This is a genomic window from Guyparkeria sp. (genome assembly GCF_046545975.1).
In the GTDB taxonomy this organism is placed as follows: Bacteria; Pseudomonadota; Gammaproteobacteria; order Halothiobacillales; family Halothiobacillaceae; genus Guyparkeria.
Genome location: NZ_JBKGYT010000023.1, coordinates 1 through 24,435, shown reverse-complemented (window position 1 = coordinate 24,435; position 24,435 = coordinate 1). Strand labels below are relative to the sequence as shown.

Annotated in this window: 20 protein-coding genes and 1 tRNA gene; 13 read left to right on the top strand and 8 right to left on the bottom strand. The window is 67.1% G+C overall.

Features of this window, described 5'->3' with window-relative positions; translation table 11 throughout:
• Nucleotides 1-4 precede the first annotated feature (4 nt).
• Nucleotides 5-80, top strand: a tRNA-Glu gene (locus ACLFMY_RS03780).
• 433 nt (nucleotides 81-513) lie between these two features.
• Here the strand turns inward: ACLFMY_RS03780 and ACLFMY_RS03775 are convergent.
• A complete protein-coding gene (locus ACLFMY_RS03775) occupies nucleotides 514-1,188 on the bottom strand; it encodes an META domain-containing protein (protein ID WP_410763225.1) in 675 nt (224 codons plus the stop codon).
• A 56-nt stretch (nucleotides 1,189-1,244) separates the two neighbouring features.
• Complete coding sequence (locus ACLFMY_RS03770; protein WP_410763223.1) at nucleotides 1,245-1,544, bottom strand: hypothetical protein; 300 nt, start codon at nucleotides 1,542-1,544, stop codon at nucleotides 1,245-1,247.
• A gap of 239 nt (nucleotides 1,545-1,783) precedes the next feature.
• Here ACLFMY_RS03770 and ACLFMY_RS03765 point away from each other — a divergent pair, with 239 nt between their 5' ends.
• The 4 genes from ACLFMY_RS03765 (at nucleotide 1,784) to cfa (ending at nucleotide 9,103) form a co-directional block, all read left to right on the top strand.
• The gene (locus tag ACLFMY_RS03765; RefSeq protein WP_410763222.1) at nucleotides 1,784-2,389 is read left to right on the top strand and encodes an NUDIX domain-containing protein; all 606 of its coding nucleotides are present in this window, start codon (nucleotides 1,784-1,786) and stop codon (nucleotides 2,387-2,389) included.
• Between the two features lie 176 nt (nucleotides 2,390-2,565).
• On the top strand, nucleotides 2,566-5,148 hold the full coding sequence (acnB, locus tag ACLFMY_RS03760; protein WP_410763220.1) for a bifunctional aconitate hydratase 2/2-methylisocitrate dehydratase: 2,583 nt from the start codon (nucleotides 2,566-2,568) through the stop codon (nucleotides 5,146-5,148).
• Nucleotides 5,149-5,314: 166 nt separating this feature from the next.
• Nucleotides 5,315-7,822 carry an EAL domain-containing protein gene (locus ACLFMY_RS03755; RefSeq protein WP_410763218.1) on the top strand — a complete coding sequence of 836 codons (2,508 nt, stop codon included), beginning with the start codon at nucleotides 5,315-5,317 and terminating at the stop codon, nucleotides 7,820-7,822.
• Between the two features lie 117 nt (nucleotides 7,823-7,939).
• On the top strand, nucleotides 7,940-9,103 hold the full coding sequence (gene cfa / locus ACLFMY_RS03750; RefSeq protein ID WP_410763216.1) for a cyclopropane fatty acyl phospholipid synthase: 1,164 nt from the start codon (nucleotides 7,940-7,942) through the stop codon (nucleotides 9,101-9,103).
• Between the two features lie 12 nt (nucleotides 9,104-9,115).
• Here the strand turns inward: cfa and ACLFMY_RS03745 are convergent, their stop codons facing one another.
• Together ACLFMY_RS03745 and ACLFMY_RS03740 are read right to left on the bottom strand one after the other, a co-directional pair.
• The gene (locus ACLFMY_RS03745) at nucleotides 9,116-9,358 is read right to left on the bottom strand and encodes a hypothetical protein (RefSeq protein WP_410763215.1); all 243 of its coding nucleotides are present in this window, start codon (nucleotides 9,356-9,358) and stop codon (nucleotides 9,116-9,118) included.
• A 9-nt stretch (nucleotides 9,359-9,367) separates the two neighbouring features.
• Complete coding sequence (locus tag ACLFMY_RS03740) at nucleotides 9,368-11,170, bottom strand: GspE/PulE family protein (protein ID WP_410763213.1); 1,803 nt, start codon at nucleotides 11,168-11,170, stop codon at nucleotides 9,368-9,370.
• Between the two features lie 141 nt (nucleotides 11,171-11,311).
• On the opposite strand from ACLFMY_RS03740, the gene ACLFMY_RS03735 reads away from it, so the two are divergent.
• Entirely contained in the window at nucleotides 11,312-11,776 is a 465-nt protein-coding gene (locus tag ACLFMY_RS03735) for a YcgN family cysteine cluster protein (RefSeq protein WP_410763212.1), read from the top strand.
• Nucleotides 11,777-11,785: 9 nt separating this feature from the next.
• On the opposite strand, the gene ACLFMY_RS03730 is transcribed toward ACLFMY_RS03735, so the two are convergent.
• The 3 genes from ACLFMY_RS03730 to nth all read right to left on the bottom strand — a co-directional run bounded on the left by ACLFMY_RS03730 (nucleotide 11,786) and on the right by nth (nucleotide 15,312).
• The gene (locus ACLFMY_RS03730) at nucleotides 11,786-14,110 is read right to left on the bottom strand and encodes a heavy metal translocating P-type ATPase (protein ID WP_410763211.1); all 2,325 of its coding nucleotides are present in this window, start codon (nucleotides 14,108-14,110) and stop codon (nucleotides 11,786-11,788) included.
• Between the two features lie 82 nt (nucleotides 14,111-14,192).
• Nucleotides 14,193-14,624 carry a DUF1841 family protein gene (locus tag ACLFMY_RS03725; RefSeq protein ID WP_410763210.1) on the bottom strand — a complete coding sequence of 144 codons (432 nt, stop codon included), beginning with the start codon at nucleotides 14,622-14,624 and terminating at the stop codon, nucleotides 14,193-14,195.
• 4 nt (nucleotides 14,625-14,628) lie between these two features.
• Nucleotides 14,629-15,312, bottom strand: coding sequence for an endonuclease III (gene nth, locus ACLFMY_RS03720; protein WP_410763228.1), 684 nt, complete (start codon nucleotides 15,310-15,312; stop codon nucleotides 14,629-14,631).
• A gap of 125 nt (nucleotides 15,313-15,437) precedes the next feature.
• Between nth and ACLFMY_RS03715 the strand changes: the two genes are divergently transcribed.
• Nucleotides 15,438-15,968 (top strand): hypothetical protein, encoded by a 531-nt coding sequence (locus ACLFMY_RS03715; RefSeq protein WP_410763208.1) that lies wholly within the window; start codon nucleotides 15,438-15,440, stop codon nucleotides 15,966-15,968.
• A gap of 12 nt (nucleotides 15,969-15,980) precedes the next feature.
• Nucleotides 15,981-16,613, top strand: coding sequence for a cob(I)yrinic acid a,c-diamide adenosyltransferase (locus ACLFMY_RS03710; RefSeq protein ID WP_410763207.1), 633 nt, complete (start codon nucleotides 15,981-15,983; stop codon nucleotides 16,611-16,613).
• Here the strand turns inward: ACLFMY_RS03710 and ACLFMY_RS03705 are convergent.
• Nucleotides 16,562-17,893: a YihY/virulence factor BrkB family protein gene (locus tag ACLFMY_RS03705; RefSeq protein ID WP_410763206.1), complete on the bottom strand. Its 1,332-nt coding sequence runs from the start codon at nucleotides 17,891-17,893 to the stop codon at nucleotides 16,562-16,564. The genes ACLFMY_RS03710 and ACLFMY_RS03705 overlap by 52 nt on opposite strands.
• Nucleotides 17,894-18,120: 227 nt before the next feature.
• Between ACLFMY_RS03705 and ACLFMY_RS03700 the strand changes: the two genes are divergently transcribed.
• From ACLFMY_RS03700 to ACLFMY_RS03680, 5 genes are all read left to right on the top strand, one after another.
• The gene (locus tag ACLFMY_RS03700) at nucleotides 18,121-18,963 is read left to right on the top strand and encodes a bifunctional hydroxymethylpyrimidine kinase/phosphomethylpyrimidine kinase (protein ID WP_410763227.1); all 843 of its coding nucleotides are present in this window, start codon (nucleotides 18,121-18,123) and stop codon (nucleotides 18,961-18,963) included.
• A 20-nt stretch (nucleotides 18,964-18,983) separates the two neighbouring features.
• Nucleotides 18,984-19,331, top strand: coding sequence for a YqcC family protein (locus ACLFMY_RS03695; protein WP_410763204.1), 348 nt, complete (start codon nucleotides 18,984-18,986; stop codon nucleotides 19,329-19,331).
• Nucleotides 19,332-19,356: 25 nt separating this feature from the next.
• Nucleotides 19,357-20,559, top strand: a complete 1,203-nt coding sequence (locus tag ACLFMY_RS03690; RefSeq protein WP_410763202.1) for an O-succinylhomoserine sulfhydrylase — start codon at nucleotides 19,357-19,359, stop codon at nucleotides 20,557-20,559.
• A 247-nt stretch (nucleotides 20,560-20,806) separates the two neighbouring features.
• A complete protein-coding gene (gene gltX, locus ACLFMY_RS03685) occupies nucleotides 20,807-22,210 on the top strand; it encodes a glutamate--tRNA ligase (protein WP_410763201.1) in 1,404 nt (467 codons plus the stop codon).
• 2 nt (nucleotides 22,211-22,212) lie between these two features.
• On the top strand, nucleotides 22,213-24,435 hold a 2,223-nt coding region (locus tag ACLFMY_RS03680; RefSeq protein WP_410763199.1), incomplete at its 3' end, for a hypothetical protein.

The following is a 24,435-nucleotide window of genomic DNA, read 5'->3' as shown; positions in this document are numbered from 1 at the left end:
CTAGGTCCCCATCGTCTAGAGGCCTAGGACACCGCCCTTTCACGGCGGTAACAGGGGTTCGAATCCCCTTGGGGACGCCAAATCGTCGAGAAGGCCCGTTGCAGCGCATGCAACGGGCCTTTTTCCTGTTGGTGGATCAGAAAGAAGCCCCGGCAGCGGTGATCGCTGGCGGGGCTTCTTCGTGCCGAGGGTCGCGGAAGGTTCCCCTCGGTCTTCCACTTGCGTCGGCGGGATCAGCGTGCCGGGCCGCTCCGGTAAAGCGCAGGGCGGTCAGTGCGGTGGGAAGAGCGATGGATCGCATGATGTAAACCTCTCTGGTCTGTCGGATCGGGTCGGTGCCTTTTCGGCACAAACCGGCAATGCAGCCCACAAGACATTCGATTGGTTCGATGAAAACCGTTGCCCGGTTCGAGAGGCTGCCCGAACCGCACCCTCCTCGACATGAAAGGGCGTTTACGATGCCGGTAGGGTCCACCGAGGGCATCGCGCGACCGTCCGGGCCGTCGACTCCGATCAGGAATCGTCCGCCGCGTCGGGATTTGGCACCTGGCGGCAGTCGCGCTTCTCGCCATCGACCTCGAACGTGCCTTCCTGTCCCTTGCCCCAGAAGACGACGTTGCCGTCCTCGCTCTCGTAGCGCGAGCCGGATGCCGATTCCGTCCGTGACATCAGCACATCCTGGTCATCGTGGAACAGGCGGATCTGGCCACGGCGGATGACGTCGAAGGAAATCTCCTTGCCCTCGCAGTCGAAGTGATAGGACCGGGTGATCGGCTCGAGCATCACCGCGAGGTTGCGGCCGTCGGCGTCCTTGAGCAGCAGTCGCTCGCCGTCGACCTGCCAGTCGACGGTTTTCCTGACGGCTTCGAGGAAGGCTTCTTCCTGCTCCATCCGCTCTTCTCCGCAGGTCTTGCGAGTGACCGCGATGTCTCCGTATTCGTCCCCGTCCCAGTCACGGCGGTAGTCGTTGCATGCGGCGACCCCGCCGATGTTCCCGTCGGCGTCGACAACGAGATCGGTCAGCGTGGGGTCGATGTTTTGCAGGCTGACGATGTTCGCCAGTCGCCACTGGCTGTCGACAGGCGGGCGGTCGGCTGCCGACAGGGCAAGGGGAGTGAGGGAGGCGAGCAGGATTCCGGCTCCGGCCAGGTGCCGGATCTTGCGTGTTGCTGCGTCGGACTGGTCCATGGGGTGAGAACTCCTTATTTCGGTGTCTGTGGTCGAAGTGGGTCGTGCCAGTGCCGTCAGGCCTGTCGCGACTTGATGAACTCGTCGAGGGCGCGGGCGGTCTCGATCGGCAGCTGGCGCTGCAGGTCGGGATGCAGGCCCCGGCCCGAATCGCCGGTGATCGATTGCGTCCACGTCGGTTGCGTCATCGAGCGCGGGCGACCGAAGTAGTCGACCTGGACGGCGTCCGGGGTGTTCTCGGCGCGCATGATGAGGGATGGCGGATCATCGTGGACCTCGATCACCGTGCCACGGTTCTCGCCGATCCGGATTTCCCGCCCGATCAGGGGTTCGAGCAGTCGCAGGATGGTATTCATGAAAGTCTCGTTGGCTGCGGCGAAGTGCCCTGTACATGTAAGCTAGGGAACGCTGCACGTATGCCATGCCACCCTGGCTTCCCGGGACGTTCGTGATCAAGGCGCGATGCCGCCGGCGTGCCGGTGCCCCGTGGCCCGGCCAGTCGCCGGCGGCCCGGGCGCGCGGAGCGCCAGTGGATCCGTGCAGCGCGTCCCTACAGAACTGAAATTCCGATCGATGGTAGCAGGAGCCGGACACCATGCGTTTCGACCTTTTGGCCAATGAGACTCTGTATCGCGGGTTTTTCTCCCTGCAGCGCTATCGCCTGCGCTTCGAGTTCTTCGACGGCACCTGGTCGGAGCCGATCGAGCGGGAGATCTTCGAGCGGGGCCATGCGGTGGCCGTGCTGCCGTTCGATCCGGTACGCGAGGAGGTCGTGCTGATCGAGCAGTTCCGTCCCGGGGCGCTGGACGCCCCCACCGGTCCGTGGCTCTCGGAGATCGTGGCCGGGATGATCGAGCCCGGCGAGTCGGCCGAGGACGTCGCCCGGCGGGAGTCCGAGGAAGAGGCCGGGCTGGCGCTGACCGATCTCTATCCGCTGACCCGCTACTGGGTCAGCCCCGGCGGCACGACCGAGAGCATCTACCTGTTCCTTGCCCGGCTGAACACGGCCGCGATCGAGCGGGATGCCGACGGCGTGGTCGCCGGTCAGTTCGGTCTTGACCACGAGCACGAGGACATTCGCGTGCGAATCGTGCCGGTCGAGCAGGCGCTGGCCGACGTCGACGAAGGTCGCATCGTCGCTGCGGCCCCGGTGATCGCGCTGTTGTGGCTGGATCGGATGCGCCGCCAGGGAAGGCTCTAGGACGCATCGGGGTTACGCCTCCGAGCGAGAATCCTGTCGGTCGCATGCGCGGCTGGCCGCCGGGTTTTGCTAGAATCCCGCCATTCGCCTGCCGATCGCCTGTCGATCGTCGGGCTCGCCACCTGTCCGGATCCGAAACACGAATTCCTACTATTCCAAGCCGTTGAGGGTATTCCATGCTTGAAGCCTACCGCGAACACAAGGCCGAACGTGCCGAGCAGGACATTCCGCCGCTGGCGTTGAATGCCGAGCAGACCGCCGAGCTGATCGACCGGATCAAGAACCCGCCGGCGGACGTCGACGGCGACGAGCTCAAGTACCTGCTCTCGCAGCGCGTGCCGCCGGGCGTGGACAAGGCCGCCTACGTCAAGGCCGCCTTCCTCGCCGACGTGGCCAAGGGCACGGCCGAATCGCCGCTGATCGACCGGCACGAGGCGGTCGAGCTGCTCGGCACCATGATGGGCGGCTACAACGTCGACCCGCTGATCGAGCTGCTCGACGACGTGACGGTTGGCGACGACGCGGTCAAGGCGCTCTCGAAGCTCGTGATGGTCTACGACGCCTTCCGCGACGTGGAGGACAAGTACCGCGAGGGCAGCGCGAACGCCGGCCGGGTGCTCGAATCCTGGGCGAACGCCGAGTGGTTCAAGGCCAAGCCGGCGCTGGAGGAGGAGATCCAGGTGGTCGTCCTCAAGGTGCCGGGCGAGACCAACACCGACGACCTCTCCCCGGCCCAGGAGGCCTGGAGCCGCCCGGACATCCCGCTGCATGCCCGCTCGATGCTGCAATCGAAGATGCCCGAGGCGCTGGACACCATCAAGGAGCTCAAGGAGACCGGCCACAAGATCGCCTACGTGGGCGACGTGGTCGGCACCGGTTCCTCGCGCAAGTCGGCGATCAACTCGGTCCAATGGCACATCGGCCGCGACATCCCGCACGTGCCCAACAAGCGCACCGGCGGGGTGGTGCTCGGCGGCAAGATCGCGCCGATCTTCTTCAACACCGCCGAGGATTCCGGCGCCTTCCCGATCGAGTGCGACGTCGACCAGATGGAGACGGGTGATGTGCTCACCATCCGCCCGTTCAAGGGGGAGATCCTCAAGAACGGCGAGGTGATCACCACCTTCGACATGCGTCCGAGCACGCTGCCCGACGAGGTGCGCGCCGGCGGGCGCATTCCGCTGATCGTCGGTCGCGGCCTGACCGGCAAGGCGCGCGAGTCGCTCAAGATGGAGCCCTCCGACGTGTTCCTGCGCGCCGAGCAGCCGGCGGACACCGGCCGCGGCTTCACGCTCGCGCAGAAGATGGTCGGCCGGGCCTGCGGTGTCGAGGGCGTGCGCCCCGGCACCTACTGCGAGCCGCGGATGACCACGGTCGGCAGCCAGGACACCACCGGCGCGATGACCCGCGACGAGCTCAAGGAGCTGGCCTGCCTGGGCTTCTCCGCGGATCTGGTCATGCAGTCGTTCTGCCACACCGCGGCCTACCCGCGTCCGGTGGACATCGCGCTGCAGCACGAGCTGCCGGAGTTCATCTCCACCCGCGGCGGCGTCTCGCTGCGCGCCGGCGACGGGGTGATCCACTCCTGGCTCAACCGCATGATCCTGCCGGACACGGTCGGCACCGGCGGTGACTCGCACACCCGCTTCCCGCTGGGGATCTCCTTCCCGGCCGGCTCCGGCCTGGTGGCCTTCGCCGCGGCGCTGGGCGTGATGCCGCTGGACATGCCGGAATCCGTGCTGGTGCGCTTCAAGGGCGAGATGCAGCCGGGCATCACCCTGCGCGACCTGGTCAACGCCATTCCCTACAAGGCGATCCAGAACGGTCAGCTGACCGTCGAGAAGAAGGGCAAGAAGAACGTCTTCAACGGCCGCGTGCTCGAGATCGAGGGCCTGCCGGACCTCAAGGTCGAGCAGGCGTTCGAGTTCGCCGATGCATCGGCCGAGCGCTCGGCCAACGGCTGCACCGTGCGTCTCGGCCCCGAGCCGATCAAGGAATTCCTCAAGAGCAACATCACCCTGCTCGAGTGGATGATCAGCCAGGGCTACGAGGACAAGCGCACCCTGGGCCGTCGGATCGAGGCGATGCAGGAATGGCTCGACAACCCAGAACTGCTCGAGCCGGACGCGGATGCCGAGTACGCCGAGGTCATCGAGATCGATCTGGCCGAGATCACCGAGCCGCTGCTGGCCTGCCCGAACGACCCGGACGACATCAAGCCGCTGTCCGAGGTGGCCGGCGACGAGGTCCAGGAAGTGTTCATCGGCTCGTGCATGACCAACATCGGTCACTACCGCGCGGCCGGCAAGGTGCTCGAATCCCACGGCGGCTCGGTGCCGACCCGCCTGTGGATCGCGCCGCCGACCCGCATGGACCAGCATCAGCTGACCGAGGAGGGCTACTACAACGTCTTCGGCCGTGCCGGTGCCCGGGTCGAGATGCCGGGCTGCTCGCTGTGCATGGGCAACCAGGCGCGCGTGGCCGACGGCGCGACCGTCATGTCGACCTCGACCCGCAACTTCCCCAACCGCATGGGCAAGGACGCGCGCGTCTACCTCGGCTCGGCCGAGCTCTCGGCGGTCACCGCGATCCTCGGCAAGCTGCCGTCCGTCGAGGAATACCAGCAACACGTCGCCCACCTGGCCACGATGTCGGCGGACATCTACCGCTACCTCAACTTCAACGAGATCGAGGAGTACCAGGAAGAGGCCACCAGGGGACTGCAGATGCTCAAGGACATCCCGGTGGTCACCGCCTGATCGTCCTGGAGTCCTCGGACAGGGAAATGTCCGAATCGATCCCGATGGAAGGTGGGGGCAATGCACACGACAACCGGGCAAGGGTGAGCGGGCCGGACGGTCGCTCGCCCTTGTCCGGCTTTTTGTGTCCGATATCCGCACATTGGCCGAGTTCGTCCGAATGAATATGAGCCAGCTTCGATTCGATCCTCGCATCGAGGAAATCATCGTTACCGGTCGGGAGGTGCTTGCCTGTCCGCCGCAACTGTCGTTGCATCAGGCGGCCGAACGGATGCGGCAGGCGACCGCCAGTTCGATCGTGGTGGTCGAGGATGGGAAGCCGATCGGCATCTGGACCGAGCACGACGCACTCGCCATCGACCTGTCGCGTCCCGACGTGCTGGATACGCCGATCTGCGAGGTGATGAGTGCTCCCGTCGAGTCTATCGAGCCCACCGCCTATCTGACGGACGCCGCCCATCGCTTTCGCGAGAAGCAGGTCCGGCATCTGTTGGTGATCGCGCCGGAAAGTCGCGATCTTGTGGGCATCATTACCCTGACCGACGTGATCCTGAACCAGGGCATCGAGCATTATCTGCACTTTCGTACCGTCGGCATGCTGGTCGGGCACGAGACGTTGCGGGTGGACGAGGACGTGCCCCTGAGCGAAGTGTCGCGGCGAATGCGTGAGGCGAGAGTGGACGCGGTGCTGGTCTCGATGGCCGCGGGTGGCCACGGGATCCTTACCGAACGGGATCTGGTGGGGCTGATCGCCCGGCGCCTCGGCGATGTCGCCGTGGGAGAGGTCTGCACTCGCAGCCTATACACCGTGCCGGTGCACACCAGTCTCTACCACGTGCGCAACCTGATGAGCGAACGCGGCGTGCGTCACATCGGGGTCGAGCGGGACGGCGAGGTCGAGGGGATCGTGAGCTTCTCCGACATGCTCACCGGCATCGAACTGGCCTACGTGGAAGAGCTGCGCCGGGCGCTCGAAGAGCGCGACTCGGCGCTGGCCAGTTCACAACGTAGCCTGCAACTGGCCGATAAGGTCATCCATACCTCGCTCGAGGGCATCATGATCACGGATACCCGCCGGCGGATTACCCGGGTCAATCCGGCATTCACCCATCTGACGGGGTACGAGGCCGAGGAGGTGATCGGCAAGTCGCCATCGTTGCTCCAGTCCGGACGGCACGACAAGGCGTTCTACGACCGGATGTGGACCACGCTGAATCGAGAGGGCCAGTGGCGTGGCGAGATCTGGAATCGACGCAAGAACGGCGAGGTCTATCCCGAACTTCTGACCATCACCGCCATCAAGGACGAGAACGACCAGATCACCCACTACGCAGCGCTGTTCTCCGACATTTCGGAACTCAAGGAGAACGAGCGCCAGATCCGGCATCTGGCCTATTATGATCCGCTGACCGGTCTGCCCAACCGGCGGCTCTTTCACGACCGGTTGTCGATGGCGATTGCTCATGCCCACCGCGGTGGCGGCATGCTGGCTGTGATGTTCGTCGATCTGGATCACTTCAAGACGGTCAATGACACCCTGGGTCACGCTTGCGGAGACGAACTGCTCGAAGCGGTGGCGATCCGGTTGCGGGATTGCCTGCGCGAGGACGATTCGGTAGCCCGTATCGGTGGTGACGAGTTTCTGGTGCTTCTGCCGGAAATCGAGGGTTTCGAGCCCGTCCCGAAGCTCGCCCAGCGGATCATCGATACGCTCGCCGGCCCGGTTCGGCTGCACGGGCGCGAACTCGTCATTGGGTGCAGCATCGGGGTGGCGTTCTATCCCGACGATGGCCTCGATGGCGAGGAGCTGATCAAGCACGCCGATATCGCCATGTATCGGGCCAAGCAGCGCGGGCGCAATACTTATGCCCTGTTCACTCCCTCCATGCACGTGGCTGCGCGTCGACGTCTCAACCTCGAGATCGGCATGCGTGCCGCACTCGAGGAGAATGCCTTCCGTGTCCATTACCAGCCGGTGGTGGATGCGCGCAGTGAAGCGGTGGTCGGCGCCGAGGCCCTGCTGCGCTGGGATCATCCGGAGTGGGGGCTGGTCAGTCCCGGAGAGTTCATCCCGCTTGCCGAGGAAACCGGCTTGATCTTCCCGATCGGCCAGCAAGTCCTTCGTCAGGTGATCAGGCAGGCGGTGGAATGGAAGCAATGCCTGCGGATAGCGGTCAATCTTTCGGCTCGGCAGTTTGCGGATCCCGGCCTGGCCAACTTTCTGGAGGCCTTGATTCACGACGCCGGGCTGCCGGGCGAAGCAATCACGCTCGAGATTACGGAAACCACCCTCATGCAGGACGTGGATGCGCATGTGGCGGTCATGAACCGTCTGCGCGATCAGGGGTTCAGGTTCGCCATCGACGATTTCGGCACCGGCTACTCGTCGCTGGCGTACCTGCGTCGATTCCCGCTCGACTACCTCAAGATCGATCGCACGTTCACGGCCGAGATCCTCCACAGTGCGGATGCCCGCTCGGTCGTGGAGGCCACCATCGTGCTGGCTCACAGCTTGAGGCTGTCGGTTGTCGTCGAGGGAGTGGAGGAGCCCGGACAGGCCGAGATGTTGCGGGAGATGGGTGCCGACTACCTGCAGGGATACCTGCTGGGGGAAGCCGTGGGCGCCGAATCCTTCCCGGCCTGCCTGGCCGGCGATGAACGGCGTTCAGGGTGATCGATTGAACATTTCATGTTGATTGACTAGTTTTGTGTCGATGGTCGGCCTTCTCTCCAAGGTTGTTTTGCAGGCCCGGCCCGTTGCGGTAGAAAACCGATCGTGCAGAGGTATCACATGGCCAGACGGATCACCATGGAACTGGAGTCGGCGCATGAGATGCGTGGCAGAGGCAACTCGACTGTCAGGGACCTGTTGGCGAAGGCCGACGTGACATTGAACGGGGGGCGTCCCTGGGATCTGCGTATCCGCGACCCGCGCGCCCTCGACCGGATTCTCGGCTGGGGCAATCTCGGGCTGGGCGAATCCTTCATGGCCGGCTGGGTGGAGATAGACCGAGTCGACGAGTTCGTCGACCGCGTGCTCCGTTCAGGCCTCGGAGAGGAGGTCGGGAGATCGCCGCGCATTCTCTGGCATGCCCTCAAGACGCGGCTGTTCAACCACCAGACGCAGTCGCGCTGCTGGGAAGTCGGCGAGCGCCACTACGATCTCGGCAACGAATTCTACCGGGACATGCTCGATCCGCGCATGACCTACACCTGCGGTTTCTGGGGGGACGGCGCCGAGACCCTGGCCGAGGCCCAGGAGCACAAGCTCGACATCATCTGCCGCAAGCTCGACCTGAAGCCCGGCCAGCGGGTGCTGGACATCGGCTGTGGCTGGGGCAGCTTCATGACCTTTGCTGCCGAGCATTACGGGGTCGAATGCGTCGGGCTGACCATCTCGAAGGAACAGGCCGCCTACGGCGAGAAGCTCGCGGGCGACCTGCCGGTGGAGTTCCGGCTGATGGACTACCGGGATATCGACGAACCCTTCGACCACATCGTGTCGGTGGGCATGTTCGAGCATGTCGGCCGGCACAACTACGATGAATACATGCAAGTCGCCCGTCGCTGCCTCAAGCCCGACGGGCTTTTTCTGCTGCATACCATCGGCACCAACCGGGAAGGCGCGCCCCCCGACCCCTGGGTCAGCAAGTACATCTTCCCCAACGGGGAACTGCCGGCGATGCAGCAGGTGCTCGATGCCTGCGAAGGGCGGTTCGTGGTCGAGGACATCCACAACTTCGGGGCGGACTACGATCGGACGCTGATGGCCTGGTACGACAACTTCGAGCAGGCCTGGCCGAAATGGCGGGAGCAGTACGGCGACACCTTCGGCCGGATGTGGAAGTACTACCTGCAGTCCTGCGCCGGGGGCTTTCGCGCGCGCCAGATCCAGCTGTGGCAGTTCGTGCTCTCGCCCACCGGCGCCCGTGGCGGCTATCGTCGCCCGGTCTGACCGGGCGCCGGCTCAACCGTTGCGCGCGCCGATCACCACCATCGCGATCAGCAACACCAGCACCAGGGCGATGAGGATCGCCAGGTCCCGCCAGTAGCGCCAGTCATCCTTTCCATGCCGCGTGAAGAACGGACGCTGGGCGGCCGCGCTCCCGCCGGTTGTGGGTCGTGCGCGGGGGGTGGCCCGCCTGCGGCGGTTACGGGTAAACAGGATCAGCAGCACGAGGGCGACAAGCCCGGTCAGGACGAGATCCATGCGGCGGCCTCAGTCGCCTTTGTCGATTTCGGCGGACGTGCCGAAGTCCTCGAGGCGCACGCGGAAGGCCTCCTCGAGGGAGGTGACCCCGGCACGCGCCATGTCGAGGGCATGGCGGGTGAGCGTGCGCATGCCCTTGTCCACGGCCAGTTGGCGCAGTTCCTCGGTGGTGATGCCGTGGGAGATCTGGTTGCTCATCTCGCGGTCGACGAGGATCAGCTCGTAGGCCATGGTGCGCCCCACGTAGCCCGTCTGGTCACAGTGGTCGCAGCCGCGCGAGTTCCAGAAGACCTCGTTCTCGCCGACCCCCATCGTTTCGCGGATGAGCGGATCGGGCTGGTGCTTCTGCTTGCAGTGCGAGCACAGGATGCGCACCAGGCGCTGGGCGAGTACGCCCATCACCGTCGAGCTGACCAGGTAGGGCGCCACGCCCATGTCGACCAGGCGGGTCACGGCGCTGGGGGCATCGTTGGTGTGCAGCGTGGTGAACACGAGGTGACCGGTCAGGGCCGCCTTGACCCCGCTTTCGGCGGTCTCGAGATCGCGCATCTCGCCGATCATGATCACGTCGGGGTCATGGCGCAGGATGTTCCGCAACGCACGACCGAAGGTGTAGCCGATACCCGAGTGCACCTGGATCTGGTCGATTCCGTCCATGTCGTATTCGACCGGGTCCTCGACGGTGATGATGTGCGGGTCGGCCCGCTTCACTTCCTGCAGCAGCGAGTAGAGGGTGGTGGTCTTGCCCGAGCCGGTCGGGCCGGTGACCAGGATCATGCCCTGGGCACGTGCGATCAGTCCGCGGATCGTGCGCTCGTCCTCCCGCGAGAAGCCGAGCTGGTCGAGCGGCTTGAGGCCCATGTTCTTGTTGAGCAGGCGGATCACCACGCTCTCGCCGTTGAAGGCGGGCATCACCGAGATCCGCAGGTCGACCTCCTGCTTGCCCATCATCACGCGCGCGTGGCCGTCCTGCGGCAGGCGCTTCTCGGCGATGTTCATCCGCCCCAGGATCTTGATGCGGGCGACGACGGCGGGCAGCTTGCTCTTCTCGACCGAGCGGATGGTCTGCAGGGCGCCGTCGAGCCGAAAGCGCACCAGCAGGTTCTCCCGGCGGGGCAGGAAGTGGATGTCCGAGGCCCCGCGGTTGATCGCCTCCATCAACAGCGTGTTCACCAGCCGCACGACCGGCGGGCTGCTCGCCTGGTTCTCCAGTTCCGGCGATTCCCGGCGACCCTCGTCTCGGGAGGTCTGGCTCTTGAGCTGGATCGGCTCTTCCGGGTTCTCGGTCGGGTCTTCCTCGACCCGGTAGGCATGGTTGATCGCGATACTGATCTGGTGCGGCGAGGCGAGCACCGGTTCGATGCTCAGCCCGGTGTAGAACCGCAGGATGGAGAGCAGTTCCTGGTCGGTGGGCTTGGCGCAGGCCACCACCAGCACCGAGTGCCGGCGGGCCAGCGGCAGCACGTTCAGGCGCAGGGCCATCTCGTAGGGAATCAGCGCGACCACGTCCATCGGCGGGACGAAGCCGCCGAGGTTGATCTGCGGGATGCCCAGCTGGGCGCAGAGCGCCTCCTCGAGCTGCTGCGGGCTGATCGCCTTGTGCTCGACCAGCCAGTCCCCCAGGTGCATGGTGGGACGATGCTTGAGTGCCTCCAGCGCTTCATCGAGTCCCTCGCGGGTCAGGGCGCCGCGCTGGATCAGTACCTCGCCGAGTCGCTGGACCCGGGAGTTGCGCGCAGAAGCGAGCGCGTGATTGATGTCGGCTTCCGTGGAGATGCGTGTGACCGGGTTGGCCGTGGCCGCTTGCGGCATTCCTCGTGCTCCAGTACGTGATCGGATACCTGCATGATGGCACAAGCCGAGCCGATTGAAGAGGCGAATTCGGCCGGTCGGCATGGTAGCCTTGCGGCAATTGTCGGCCCCTCGCCGGCAGGGCGGAACCCGGGTAACTCGATGGCAACTAACGAAAAACCGTTCTGGCAGACCAAGCGGCTGGGCGAGATGACGACCGCGGAGTGGGAGTCGCTCTGCGACGGCTGCGCCAAGTGCTGTCTGGAGAAGGTCGAGGACGAGGAAGGCGACGTCTACTACACCGACGTTGCCTGCCATCTGCTGGACGCCGATACCTGTCGCTGCACCGACTACCTCAATCGCCAGACCCGGGTCCCGGGATGCGTGTGGCTCAGGCCCGAGGACCTGGAGGAATTCGACTGGCTGCCCGCCACCTGCGCCTACCGCCGGCTGGCCGAGGGCCGCGACCTGCCGCCCTGGCATCCCCTGGTCACCGGCCGCCTCCTGAGCACGGTCGAGAGCGGCTACTCGGTCAGCGGTCGGGCCGTGATCGCCGCAGACGCCGACCGCGAATCGATCGACTGGGAGGCGCACGTGGTCGACTGGCCGCTGGAGGAAAGCGAGTAGGGGCGGGCGTCAGCCCAGCCGGATCATCCGCAGGCGCAGGGCATTGCCGATCACGCTCACCGAGGAGAACGACATCGCGGCCGCGGCGATGATCGGCGAGAGCAGCAACCCGAAGACCGGGTAGAGCACGCCCGCGGCGATCGGGATGCCGGCGGCGTTGTAGACGAAGGCGAAGAACAGGTTCTGGCGGATGTTGCGCATGGTCGCCTTCGACAGGCGATGTGCCTGGACCAGCCCGTCGAGATCATTGCGCAGCAGGGTCACGCCGGCGCTCTCGATGGCAACGTCCGTGCCGCTCCCCATGGCGATGCCCACGTCACTGGCCGCCAGTGCCGGGGCATCGTTGACCCCGTCGCCGGCCATGGCGACCACGCGGCCTCGTCGCCGCAGCTCCTCGACCACGTCGCCCTTGCCCTCGGGCAATACCTCGGCACGCACCCGGTCGATTCCGATCTGCCGCGCGACCGCCTCGGCGGTGGCCTTCGAGTCGCCGGTCAGCATCACCACCTCGAGCCCCGCCTCCTGCAGGCGCCGGACGGCATCCGGCGTCGACTTGCGGACGGGATCGGCAATGGCGATCACGCCGGCGGCCTCGCCGTCGATGGCGACGAGGATCGCCGTGGCCCCCTCGGCACGCAGGCGCTCGGCCTCGTCGGCCAGCGGCTGCACGTCCACGTCATGGCCGTCCATCAGCGCACGGTTGCCCACGAGCAGCCGCTTGCCGTCGATTCGGCCGGTCACCCCCTTGCCGTTCTCCGCATCGAAATCTTCCGCCTCGCCCAGGTCAAGGTCACGATGCCTGGCCTCGGCCACGATCGCCTCGGCCAGCGGGTGTTCGCTGCCGCGCTCGAGACCGGCGACCAGGCGCAGCAGTTCGTCCTCGTCATGCGACTGAAACGGCCGGATCGCGGTGACCCTGGGCCTGCCCTCGGTGAGCGTGCCGGTCTTGTCGATCACCAGCGTGTCGACCTTCTCCAGGCGTTGCAGCGACTCGGCATCGCGTATCAGAACGCCGGCTTGCGCGCCGCGGCCGACCCCGACCATGATCGACATCGGCGTGGCCAGCCCGAGCGCGCAGGGGCAGGCGATGATCAGCACGCTGACCGCGGCGATCAGGGCATAGGCCATGGCGGGCGGCGGCCCGACGATCGACCAGGCGATGAAGGCGATCACCGCCGAGACGATCACCCCCGGCACGAACCAGGCGGCAACCCGGTCGGCCAGCCCCTGGATGGGCGCCCGGCTTCGCTGGGCCTTCGCCACCATCTGAACGATCTGCGCGAGCATGGTGTCGCTGCCGATCTTGTCGGCGCGCATGACGAAGCTGCCCCGGCCATTGATGCTGCCGCCGATCACGGTGTCCCCGGCCCCTCGGGGGACCGCCATGGGTTCGCCCGTGACCATGGACTCGTCGATGTTCGATCGGCCCTCGAGGATCTCGCCGTCCAGCGGCACCTTGTCCCCCGGTCGTACCCGCAGCCGGTCGCCTACCTCGACCTCGTCGAGCGAGGCCTCTTCTTCCTCGCCGTCCCGGAGGCGTCGTGCCGTGGCGGGCGCCAGGTCGAGCAGGGCACGGATGGCCCCGGAGGTCTTCTCCCGGGCGCGCAGTTCCAGCACCTGGCCCAGCAGGACAAGGATGGTGATCACCGCCGCCGCCTCGAAATAGACCGCCACCGAGCCATCCGCCTGCCGGAAGGCGGGCGGGAAGACCCCGGGGACGACGGTGGCGACCAGGCTGTAGGCCCAGGCCACCCCGGTGCCCATGGCGATCAGGGTGAACATGTTGAGGCGGCGATTGACCAGCGACTGCCAGCCGCGGATGAAGAACGGCTTGCCGGCCCAGAGCACGACCGGGGTGGCGAGTGCCAGCTGGATCCAGTTGCCGGTCTGATGGGAGAGCCACGCGGGGAGGTCGATGAAATGTCCGCCCATCTCGAGGATGACCAGAGGCAGGGCAAAGACCAGGCCGATCCAGAATCGGCGCGACATGTCGGCCAGTTCCGGATCGGGTCCGCCGTCGGCACTGGCGGTCTCCGGTTCCAGGGCCATGCCGCAGATCGGGCAGCTGCCCGGCCCCTGCTGGCGGATCTCCGGGTGCATGGGGCAGGTGTAGACGGCCTCGGCATCCGCATCGGCATGGCCGTTTTCGGCCGCTGAGTCGCCCGACAGGTAGCGCTCCGGGTCCTCCTCGAAGCGTGCCTGGCAACCGGCGGAGCAGAAGTACCAGTCCTCGTCCGCGTAACGGCTTGTGTGTTCCGTCCGGGACGGGTCGACCTGCATGCCGCAGACGGGATCGGTGACGGTGTCGGCTGTGTCCGGGGACGGATCGTTCATCGTGGCTGCCCTCGATCTCGGCAATGGCCTGCCGTGTGGTTCGAGAGTAGACCGCGGGGCCGCGACCTGCGCCCTGGCCGGTTCAGCGCTTGAGCTTGTCCTCGAGGCAGGTCATCAGGGCGGCCTCGTCGGGTGGCTGGCCGTTCTGCTGGGCCTGCCAGAGGGCCTCGCCCAGGCAGTCGATCATCTCGTGCTCGGCCTCCAGCGGGTCGCCCTTCCTCAGGGCAAGCTCCGAATGCACCGAGCGGATGCCGGCGGGGCGGTCGGTCTGCACCATCTCGCGCAAGGAGATGTGCATGCTCATGTGCAGGAAGGGATTGGTCACGCCCATCTCCGGCGGCCAGTCGGCCTCCAGGGCGAACTCCGGCTGGTCGAGCAGCGAGTGATACTCGGGATGGTCGCGGATCACGTCGAAGATCATCTGCTCGATCGGGGCGAGCGGCTTTCTCGCCTTGCCCTTCTCCCAGGCGTCGATGAAGGGCTGGCGCATGCGGCGTCGGTCACTGGAGTACATCGGTTCAGGCCTCGATGGATTCGGTGGCGTAACGGGCGATCAGCTCGGGGCTGCATTCCTCGGTCTTGTCTCGGTAGTCGCAGAGGTCGCAGACGATGCAGGCCCCGCAGTCAGGTCGGCGGGCCTTGCAGACGTAGCGCCCGTGGAGGATCAGCCAGTGGTGGGCGTCGAGCTGGTATTCCTTCGGGATGACCTTGAGCAGCTTCTCCTCGACGGCGTGCACGGTCTTGCCCTTGGCCAGCCCGGTACGGTTGGCGACGCGGAAGATGTGCGTGTCGACCGCCATGGTCGGCTGGCGGAAGACGGTGTTCAACACCACGTTGGCGGTCTTGCGGCCCACGCCGGGCAGTGCCTCGAGCGCCTCGCGGTCGGCGGGCACCTCGCCGTCGTGCTTGTCGATCAGTTGCCGGCACAGGGCGTAGACGTTCTTCGCCTTGGTCTTGTACAGGCCGATGGTGCGGATCGATTCGGTCAGTTCGTCGAGCCCCAGGTCGAGGATGGCCTGTGGACTGTTGGCGCGGGCGAACAGCGGCCGGGTGGCCTTGTTCACCCCGGCGTCGGTCGCCTGGGCGGACAGCACGACGGCGACCAGCAGCTCGAAGGGGTTGCGGTATTCCAGTTCGGTGGTCGGCTCCGGACGCTGGCGGGCGAAGCGGGCGAACATCTCGCGGCGGGTGCGGGGGTTCATGAGGTCAGGGGATCGCATGGGAATTTCGGAACAGCCGCCCATGATAAACTCCGCGGCCCTGACAAAGAACCGGGGTGGCCGAGTGTCTTCTCGCCACCCGGCGTCGATCGGAGGATCTCTCGACCGTGAATAAGCAACTGGGTGTCATCGGAGCGGTCTGGGGCGTGCTGGGGCTTTGCGCGCTGCTGCTCTGGGCGATCTACCGGCTCTCCTTCTATGCCCTGGAGGCCTGGGCCGCGCCGTGGGCGTGGTGGCACTGGGCGTTCTTCGTCGGCTGGATGGTGTTCATGGTCTACGGCGAGGGCTACAAGGGCTTCCAGAAGGGGTTCTCCCCCCGGGTGGTCGCCCGTGCCGGACACCTGGCGCGTCACCCGGTCTGGTGGCACGTGGCGCTGGCCCCGGCATATTGCATGGGGTTCATCCACGCGACCAGAAAGCGGCGGACCGTGACCTTTTCGGTCACCGCCGGCGTGGTGGCCCTGGTACTGCTGGTCAGCCTGTTGCCGCAGCCCTGGCACGGGATCGTGGATCTCGGCGTCGTGGCCGGGCTCTCCTACGGCGTGGTCGCGATCCTCGCCTTCGCGCTGCGCGCGCTGGCGGGTCGGCCGGTCGACTTTCCCACCGACGTGCCCGGCAGCGACGCGCAGGCGGGCTGAGCGGAGATTCTCATGGGCGACCGACAGAAACCGCCACGTGATCGCCTGTCCCGCGTGGTGACGCGCAGCGGCGACCGGGGCGAAACGGGGCTGGCCGACGGCCGGCGCCTGCCCAAGAACGCGCTGGCGATCGAACTTCTCGGCGAGCTCGACGAGCTCAACGCGCGGCTGGGCATGTTGTCGGTCACGCTGGACGGGGAGGCGGGTGCCGACGACGGGCTGGCCTTCGTGCGTGAACAGCAGCAGGCGGTGTTCGATCTCGGCGGGCTGGTGGCCATGGGCGAGCAGGCGCATTCGTCCCAGTTGCCCGACATCGCACGGCTCGAGGCCTGGGTCGAGGCGGCCAACCGGGATCTGCCGCCGCTGCGCGAGTTCATCCTGCCCGGTGGCACGGCGGCCATGGCGCAGTCCCACCTGGCCCGCACGGCCACGCGCCGCGCCGAGCGCGTGGCCTGGGCCTGGCATGCCGAGGCCCGGGAGCGGGGCGGCGAGGTCACGGAACTGGCCGGTGCCCTGGCCGCGTATCTCAACCGACTGTCGGATGCCTGGTTCGTGTTCGCTCGCCGCCTCGACCCGGAGGGCCGGCACACCGTCTACTGGCGGGGTGCGTCGGCCGGGTCCGAATCGGACGACGGCTCGGCCTGATCGTCACTCCCCAGCGAGCTTCCTTCCAGCCCCTCGACCAGCCTGCGCCGCTCTGAAGCGAAGCGTTTCAGTGCCGGCACGTCCCGGGCAAGCGAGTCGGGAATCCCGGGGCTCTCCCCCTCGATTGCCGTCTCCACGTCGGCGAGGGTGATGGCCGCGCCCGGCCGGGCCGGGAGGAACCCCGGCTGCTCTCCCTGCTCGGTCAGCCGCAGCAGTTCCGCGGACACGAGTTTCTCCAGGAGCGGGTCGATCCAGACCCGCGCCAACTGACGGTGCCGTTGCACCGCGCGCGCCAGCGCATCGCGATCCGGTGGTCGCCGGCCGGACTCGAATGCCCGCTCGACCCGGTCGAGCACCAGGATGGCCGCTGCCATTCGACTGGCCGGATGGGCCGGTCGCGGTTCTCCGAGGGTGAGGCGGTCGCTGTTCTGCCAGGCGTAGCTGATGCCCGCGCCGACCAGCACGATCATCCAGGCGATCTGCAACCAGACCAGGAACAGGACCAGGGAAGCGAACGCCGAGTAGACGGCCGTGAAGTTGGTCGATCCGGCCACCAGCCCGCCGAACAGCAGGCCGAGGAGGTTCCACAGGATGGCCGCCACCAGCCCGCCGACCAGGGCCGCGCCCGCCTTGACCCGCGTATTGGGGATGAACACGTACAGGAAGGCGAACGTGCCGGTCCAGACGGCGAGCGGAACCAGGTAGCCCAGCCATTTGAGCACGGTGCCGATCAGCGACAGTTCGGCGAACTCCTGGACGGCCGGAGCGGCGAGCAGTGTCGCGGTGACGCTGCCGGCGGCGATCACCAGCACCGGGCCGACCATCAGGACGGAGAGGTAGTTGGCGAAGCGCGATTGCAGCGTGCGCATCTGCTGGACGTGCCAGATGCGGTTGAAGACCCGCTCGATCTTCTGCATCAGGGCGATCACGGTGTAGAAGAGCAGGGCCACGCCCACGGCGCCGAGCACGCCCACGCGGATGTTGTTGACGAAATCCAGTATCTGCTCGGTCAGCTCGTCGGCGGCCTCGCCGAGCGGGGCCATGACCGAGAGCAGGAACGGCTCGATCACCGCTGCCGAGCCGAAGGCCTTGAGCACCGAGAACGCCACGGCCAGCAGCGGCACCATGGAGAGCAGGGTGGTGTAGGAGAGGCTCAGGGCATTGAGCTGCAGGTCGCCGCGCGATGCCGAGGAGAAGACGCTCAGGATCGAGCGGACCAGCCGCTGACCGAGTCGGGCGGGCGCCGAATCCGGCTTGGTACGCCAGATCCAGTGTTCCACGCGTTGCATCCATTGGCGTGGCGCGAAAGAACTCATGAAAGGCGTATTCCCTGCATCGGCGGTGGCTTTGGCGGCAACGCGATGCGTCCGGCGCTGCCTGCGTTATGATGGGCGTTCCGGCGTGGCGGCGCCAGCGGCGTGCCCGTTCGGTCGTCGCCACGGCCTGTTGCCGAGTCACGAACAGCCGGTTGAAGGGAGCTTAGCACCAGATGGAAACCACGAAGTCGATGAACGATCCGCTTGACGTGCCGGTGGTCCTGGCCATCGCGGGGCACGACCCCAGCGGCGGGGCGGGCATCCAGGCCGATATCGAGGCGATCGTCAGCCAGGGTGCGCATCCCGCCACGGCCATCACGGCGCTGACGGTGCAGGACACCATCAACGTCCAGCGTTTCGTGCCCAGCGAACCCTCGCTGGTGATCGACCAGGCCCTGACGGTGCTGCGCGACATGCCGGTCGGGGCGATCAAGATCGGCATGCTCGGTTCCGTCGAGATGGTCGAGGCGGTGGCTACCGTTCTCTCCCGCCACCCGGACATCCCGGTCGTGCTCGACCCGGTCCTGGTGGCCGGCGGGGGCGGCTCGCTCGGCGACAAGGCCGTGGCGGCCGCCATGGTCGAGCACCTGTTTCCGCGGGCGACGATCGTCACCCCGAACGCGCACGAGGCCCGCGTGCTGGCACCGAAGGCGCGCGACACCCAGGAACGCGGCGTGATGCTCGCCTCCCTGGGCAGCGAGTACGTGCTGGTCAAGGGCGGCGACGAGCCCGGCGAGAAGGTCGAGAACTGGCTGTTCGGCGTCGATCCCCCGCGCCGCTTCGTCTACGAGCGGCTGCCGGGGGCCTTCCACGGCTCGGGCTGCACGCTTTCCTCGGCGATCGCCGGGCTGATCGCCCAGGGCAGCGAGCCGGTCAACGCGGTGCACGAAGGGCTGGAGTACACCCACCAGACCCTGATGTACGCCGCGGCGATCGGTCGCGGACAACTGATCCCGCATCGCCTGTTCTGGGCCGACGAGGATACCGGCGCGGATATGAACGACGAGCCGCCGGGCTCCTCGCGGGTGCACTGAAGGCAGGGAAAGAGGGTCCGATGAACACCGTTCGTCCCAGCACCGACATGATGCTGCGTCAGCTCGATCAGATCGCCCACGAGATGCAGCAGGCCGGCCTGTGGGCCGACCAGCGCCCCGACGACGAAGCCCTGGCCAGCCCGCACCCGTTCTGCTTCGACACCCTGCGTTTCGAGGAGTGGCTGCAGTGGAAGTTTCTCCCCCAGATGCGCGAATTGCTCGAGCGCTACGGCACGCCGCCGGAAAACTGCTCCATGGCGCCGCTGGCCGAGCACCAGTTCGCGGAGATGGAGGAACAGACCGATCGGCTTCTCGCGGCGATCGCCGAATTCGACGCCCTTGCGTGGCACTTCTTCAACGGCCGTTGAGCGGTCGGGATACACGAACGAATACATGAACGATTCCAACCGCAGACACGATCCCGACGCCGAGGCATGGTCCCTGGCGACCCGGGCGATCCGCGTCGGTCATCACCCGACGCCGGAACGCGAGCACGGCGAGCCCATCTTCACCACCTCGAGCTTCACGTTCGAGTCGGCCGCGCAGGCCGCCGCACGTTTTGCCGGCGACGAGCCGGGCAACATCTACGCGCGCTTCACCAACCCCACCACCCGCGTCTTCGAGGAGCGCCTGGCGGCGATGGAGGGTGGCGAGGACTGCGTCGCCACCGCCTCCGGGATGGCGGCGATCCTGTCGACCTTCATGGCGCTTTGCCGGGCGGGGGACGAGGTCGTGGTCTCGCGGCAGGTCTTCGGTACCACGAATGTCCTGTTCGACAAGTACCTGGCGAAGTTCGGCCTGGTCGTGCGCTGGGTCGACCTGACCGACTGGGCGCAGTGGGAAGCCGCCGTCACCGACCGCACCGCGCTGCTGTTCATCGAGACGCCGTCGAACCCGCTGACCGAGGTCGCCGACATCCGCCGCCTGGCCGATCTGGCCCATGCACATGAAGCGGCCCTGGTGGTCGACAACTGCTTCTGCACCCCGGCCCTGCAGCGCCCGCTCGAACTGGGGGCGGACATCGTCATCCACTCGGCGACCAAGTTCCTCGATGGTCAGGGGCGTGCGATCGGCGGGGCCGTCGTCGGTGACGCCGAGCGGGTGGGCAAGGAGGTGCGCGGTTTCCTGCGCACCTGCGGCCCGACCATGGCCCCCTTCAACGCCTGGATCTTTGCCAAGGGGCTGGAGACGCTGAACCTGCGCATGGAAGCCCACAGTCGCCATGCCGGCGAGGTGGCCGAGTGGCTGGTTGCCCATCCCAAGGTGGCACGCGTGCATTTCCCCGGGCTGTCCGACCATCCGCAGGCGGACATCATCGCCGCGCAGCAGTCCGGTCCGGGGGCGATCGTCTCGTTCGTGGTCGAGGGCGGCCGCAAGAAGGCCTGGCAGGTGATCGACCGGACCGAGATGCTGTCGATCACCGCCAACCTGGGCGACACCAAGACCACCATCACGCACCCGGCGAGCTCCACGCACGGCCGGCTTTCGCCCGAGGCCCGCGCCGACGCCGGGATCGACGAGGGCCTGGTCCGGCTGTCCGTCGGGCTCGAGTCGCCCCGGGACATCATCGCCGACCTGGCACGGGGACTCGGCTAGTCTCTCCGCGGCACTGCCGGCGTTGTGGTGATGCGGAGGAGCCGGGAACGGCCTGCCTGACCTGCCGGGATGGTATGGGCGGGGGTGCCGGGGTGGCTTCTCCGGATCGACCGACGGCCCCGGGCCAGGGTGTGGCTTCGGCTCGTTCCGGGGTTTCCTAGCCTCTATAATGGCCCCTTTGCTCTCGGGGCGGTCTTCGTGGCCGGCCCGACCCAGTGCCAACGCAATCCTGTTCCACGAGGTTTCGATGACCGTCCGTACCCGCTTCGCTCCGTCCCCGACCGGTTTCCTGCATATCGGCGGTGCCCGCACGGCCCTGTTCAGCTACCTGTACGCGCGCAAGCACGGCGGGCAGTTCGTGCTGCGCGTCGAGGACACCGACCGCGAGCGCTCCACGCCGGAGTCGATCAACGCGATCCTCGAGGGCATGACCTGGCTGGGACTGGACTACGACGAGGGCCCGTTCTACCAGACCGAACGCATGCCCCGGTACAAGGAGATCATCGATCGGTTGCTGGCGGAGGACAAGGCGTACTACTGCTACGCCAGCCGGGAGGAGCTCGATGCCCTGCGCGAGCAGCAGATGGCCCGCGGCGAGAAGCCGCGCTACGACCGACGTTACCGCGACTTCACCGGCACGCCGCCGCAGGGTGTCCGCCCCGTGGTGCGGTTCAAGAACCCGCTCGACGGGCTGGTGGTGGTCGAGGACGCGATCCGCGGCCGGGTGACCTTCCGCAACGACGAACTCGACGACCTGATCATCGCCCGGGGCGACGGCACGCCGACCTACAATCTCACGGTGGTCGTCGACGACATGGACATGGAGATCACCCACGTCGTGCGGGGGGATGACCACCTCAACAACACGCCGCGCCAGATCAATCTCTACCACGCACTGGGAGTCGAGCCGCCGCAGTTCGCCCACCTGCCGATGATCCACGGGCCGGACGGGGCCAAGCTCTCCAAGCGACACGGGGCGGTGAGCGTGATGCAGTACCGTCACGATGGCTTCCTGCCGGAGGCGCTGCTCAACTACCTCGTGCGTCTGGGCTGGTCGCATGGCGACGAGGAGATCTTCAGCCGTTCCGAGATGATCTCCCTGTTCGACCTGGCCCACGTGAACCATTCGGCCTCGAGCATCAACCCGGACAAGCTGCGCTGGCTGAACCAGCACTACATGCGTGAGCTGCCGCCGGCCGACGTGGCCGCCGAGCTGCGCTGGCACCTCGGCCGGCTCGGCATCGACCCGGATGAGGGCGGACCGCAGCCGAAGGACATCGTTCCGGCCTATGTCGACCGGGTGCACACCCTGGTGGAGATGGCCGAGCAGGCACGTCCCTACTACCAGGATGCCGTCGAGCCCGACCCGAAGGCGCTGGAGAAGCTGGACGCCTCGGCGGCCATGGTGGTCGATGCCCTGCGCGTGGCCCTGGAGGACGACGCGGCCTGGGAGAGCGCCGACACCCTCGAGGCGGCCGTCAAGGGCGTGGCCAAGACACTTGACCTCAAGCTGGGCAAGGTCGGCCCGGTGCTTCGCCTCGCCCTGCTGGGTCACACCTCCTCGCCCAGCTTCGGCGTGATCCTGCAACTGATGGGCAGGGTGCGCAGCATCCAGCGTCTGAACGCGCTGCGGGACAGGATCGGTACCTGAGCATGCTCTCCGGGCGCATGCGGCCGCCGCTGGCGATCACGGTCGCCTATGTGCTGCTGGCCTCCGGGTGGATCTGGGTCACCCAGTGGCTGCTGGGTCGCCTGGGAGGGGCTCACTGGGAGATCTCCACGACCGGGCTGATCTTCGGCGAGATCTTGGTCCTGGTCACCGGGGTGCTGCTCTACGTCCTGATCGACCGGTTGACGGCGCCGCGTCCCGGAGCCGTGGACTACGGGCACGGTCACCCGGCCGTGGCCCGGTTCTGGTTGCTCGCGATGCTCCTGGCCCTGGTGGCCGTCGCCGTCATCCAGATCTTCATCGCCGCCGCGGCCGCCCGCCAGTACGCTCCCATCCTGCTCGAGAAGGCCCAGCGAGAGACCAGCAATCTCGCCGCCATCCGCTCGATCGAGATCGAGAACTGGGTGGAGGAGCGCGACCAGCGGATCCGCGCGGTGGGGGAACGCCAGGAATGGCTGCGCGAGTTCATCGAGCGCGTCGATTCGGGTGACGCGGACGATTTCCCGGATGATCTGCTCAACGCCGGCATGGAGCAGCAGTTCGACGCGCTCGTCCTGCTCGACCCGGATCGGACCGAGCGTCTCCGTTCCGCCGCTCCACGGCTCAACCTCCCGGCCACGGAACATTTCGACCGGGCCGCGGTGAGCACGGACGTCCAGGTGGTCACGCGTTTCACCCGGGGGCGGGGCGGGGTGGACGTGTTCTGGATCCTGCCGCTGTTCGTCGACCAATCCGAGGTCAGTCGCGGTCCGTGGTCCCTCGTGTTCTGGGCCCGTCTCAACGCGACCAGTCTCATTGACGACACCGAGCAGGAATTCCGCGTTCGCTCCGAGGCCGGCCTGCGAACGCTGCTGATCGACCTGCCCGACGCCGGGGACAGGGGGTCGGCCTTCTGGCCCATGTTCACGCTCGATCCGGTCGAGGAGTCCGCCGTCATCGGCGAGACGCCCTCGGCCATCGTCTCGCACCTGCGCCAGGGGCTTTCCGATGCCGGCGAACGTGACGCGGCGCCCCGGGAGAGCACGCCGGGCGAGAGCGATGACCTGTCGGCCGCCCCCAAGGATGAGTTTGGCGAAGGGGTGACCCGCATCGAGGGCACGGACCGGGTCTACGCCACGGCGCGGCTCGACCGGCTGAACGTCCAGGTTCTCGTGTTGCAGGATCGCCGTCACGTGCTGGGCCCCGTCGAGGAGCTGGAGAAATGGCTCGGCCTGACCGCGATCCTCTCGACGGTCGGGATGCTCGCCGCCCTCGGCTTCCTGTGGCGCTACCTGCGCGCGCGCTATCGGCAGGGCCACCTGGACGTGCTGCGGGAACGCGATTTCTGGCACCAGGCGTGGCTGGACATGCCGGCGCTGGGTCTGATCGAACTCGATCCCGCCCGCCTGTACGTCGTCACGGCCAACCGCCGGGCGGCCGACTGGCTGGGTACGTCTCGTGACCACCTCGTCGGTCAGCCCCTGTTCCAGCTCTTCGAGCCCACCGACCCGGCCTCGCCGGTGGCCGGACACCCGGAAGCGGCACTGCCCGGGTACTTCGCTCGGGGTGCGGTCGACCATATCTCGCTGGAGGGGCGCATGACCGCAGCGCCCCAGCACGGCCCGATGCTGCTTGACCTGCGGGTGCTGCGCGACGAGGCCGGTGACCCCGAGCGGATGATCGGGATGCTTCGTCCGCTCCGCTCCCGGGATGGCCAGGTGCTCTGTGCCGCACTCGACCACCTGGCCGCTCGCTGCGCCGTGCTGCCCGCCGCTTCGCGCCGGGACTGGCACGACCGTCTCGCCGACGAACCCGACAGCCCGTTCCTGGCCGTCATCCCGTTGGCGATCGACACGGCACAGGTGCATGTGCACGACGACCTGGTGGCCTTGCTGGCAGGGCGGCTTCCGGCAGAGCTGCGCCTCCACCAGGCGCTGCTGCGCCCGCTGGCCGACGAGATCGGGCGGGTGCTGGTCAGCCGTGAGGGGCGCTGGGTACAGAGTCACGCCGATGCGACGCAGACGAGCGGTACGGACGGCACCGCGGTTCAGCCCGGCGTGATCAACGCGGTCGGACACAGCGTCGTGGTGCTGCCGGATGCCTCGTCGGACGGCGAGGGTCGTGCCGGGGCGCGGATCTACATCACCCGGGACCGCTACGAGATCACGGCTGACGTGCTGGCGGCCATCGAACGACTCCACCGCATCTGCACCACCGCTGATCGAGAG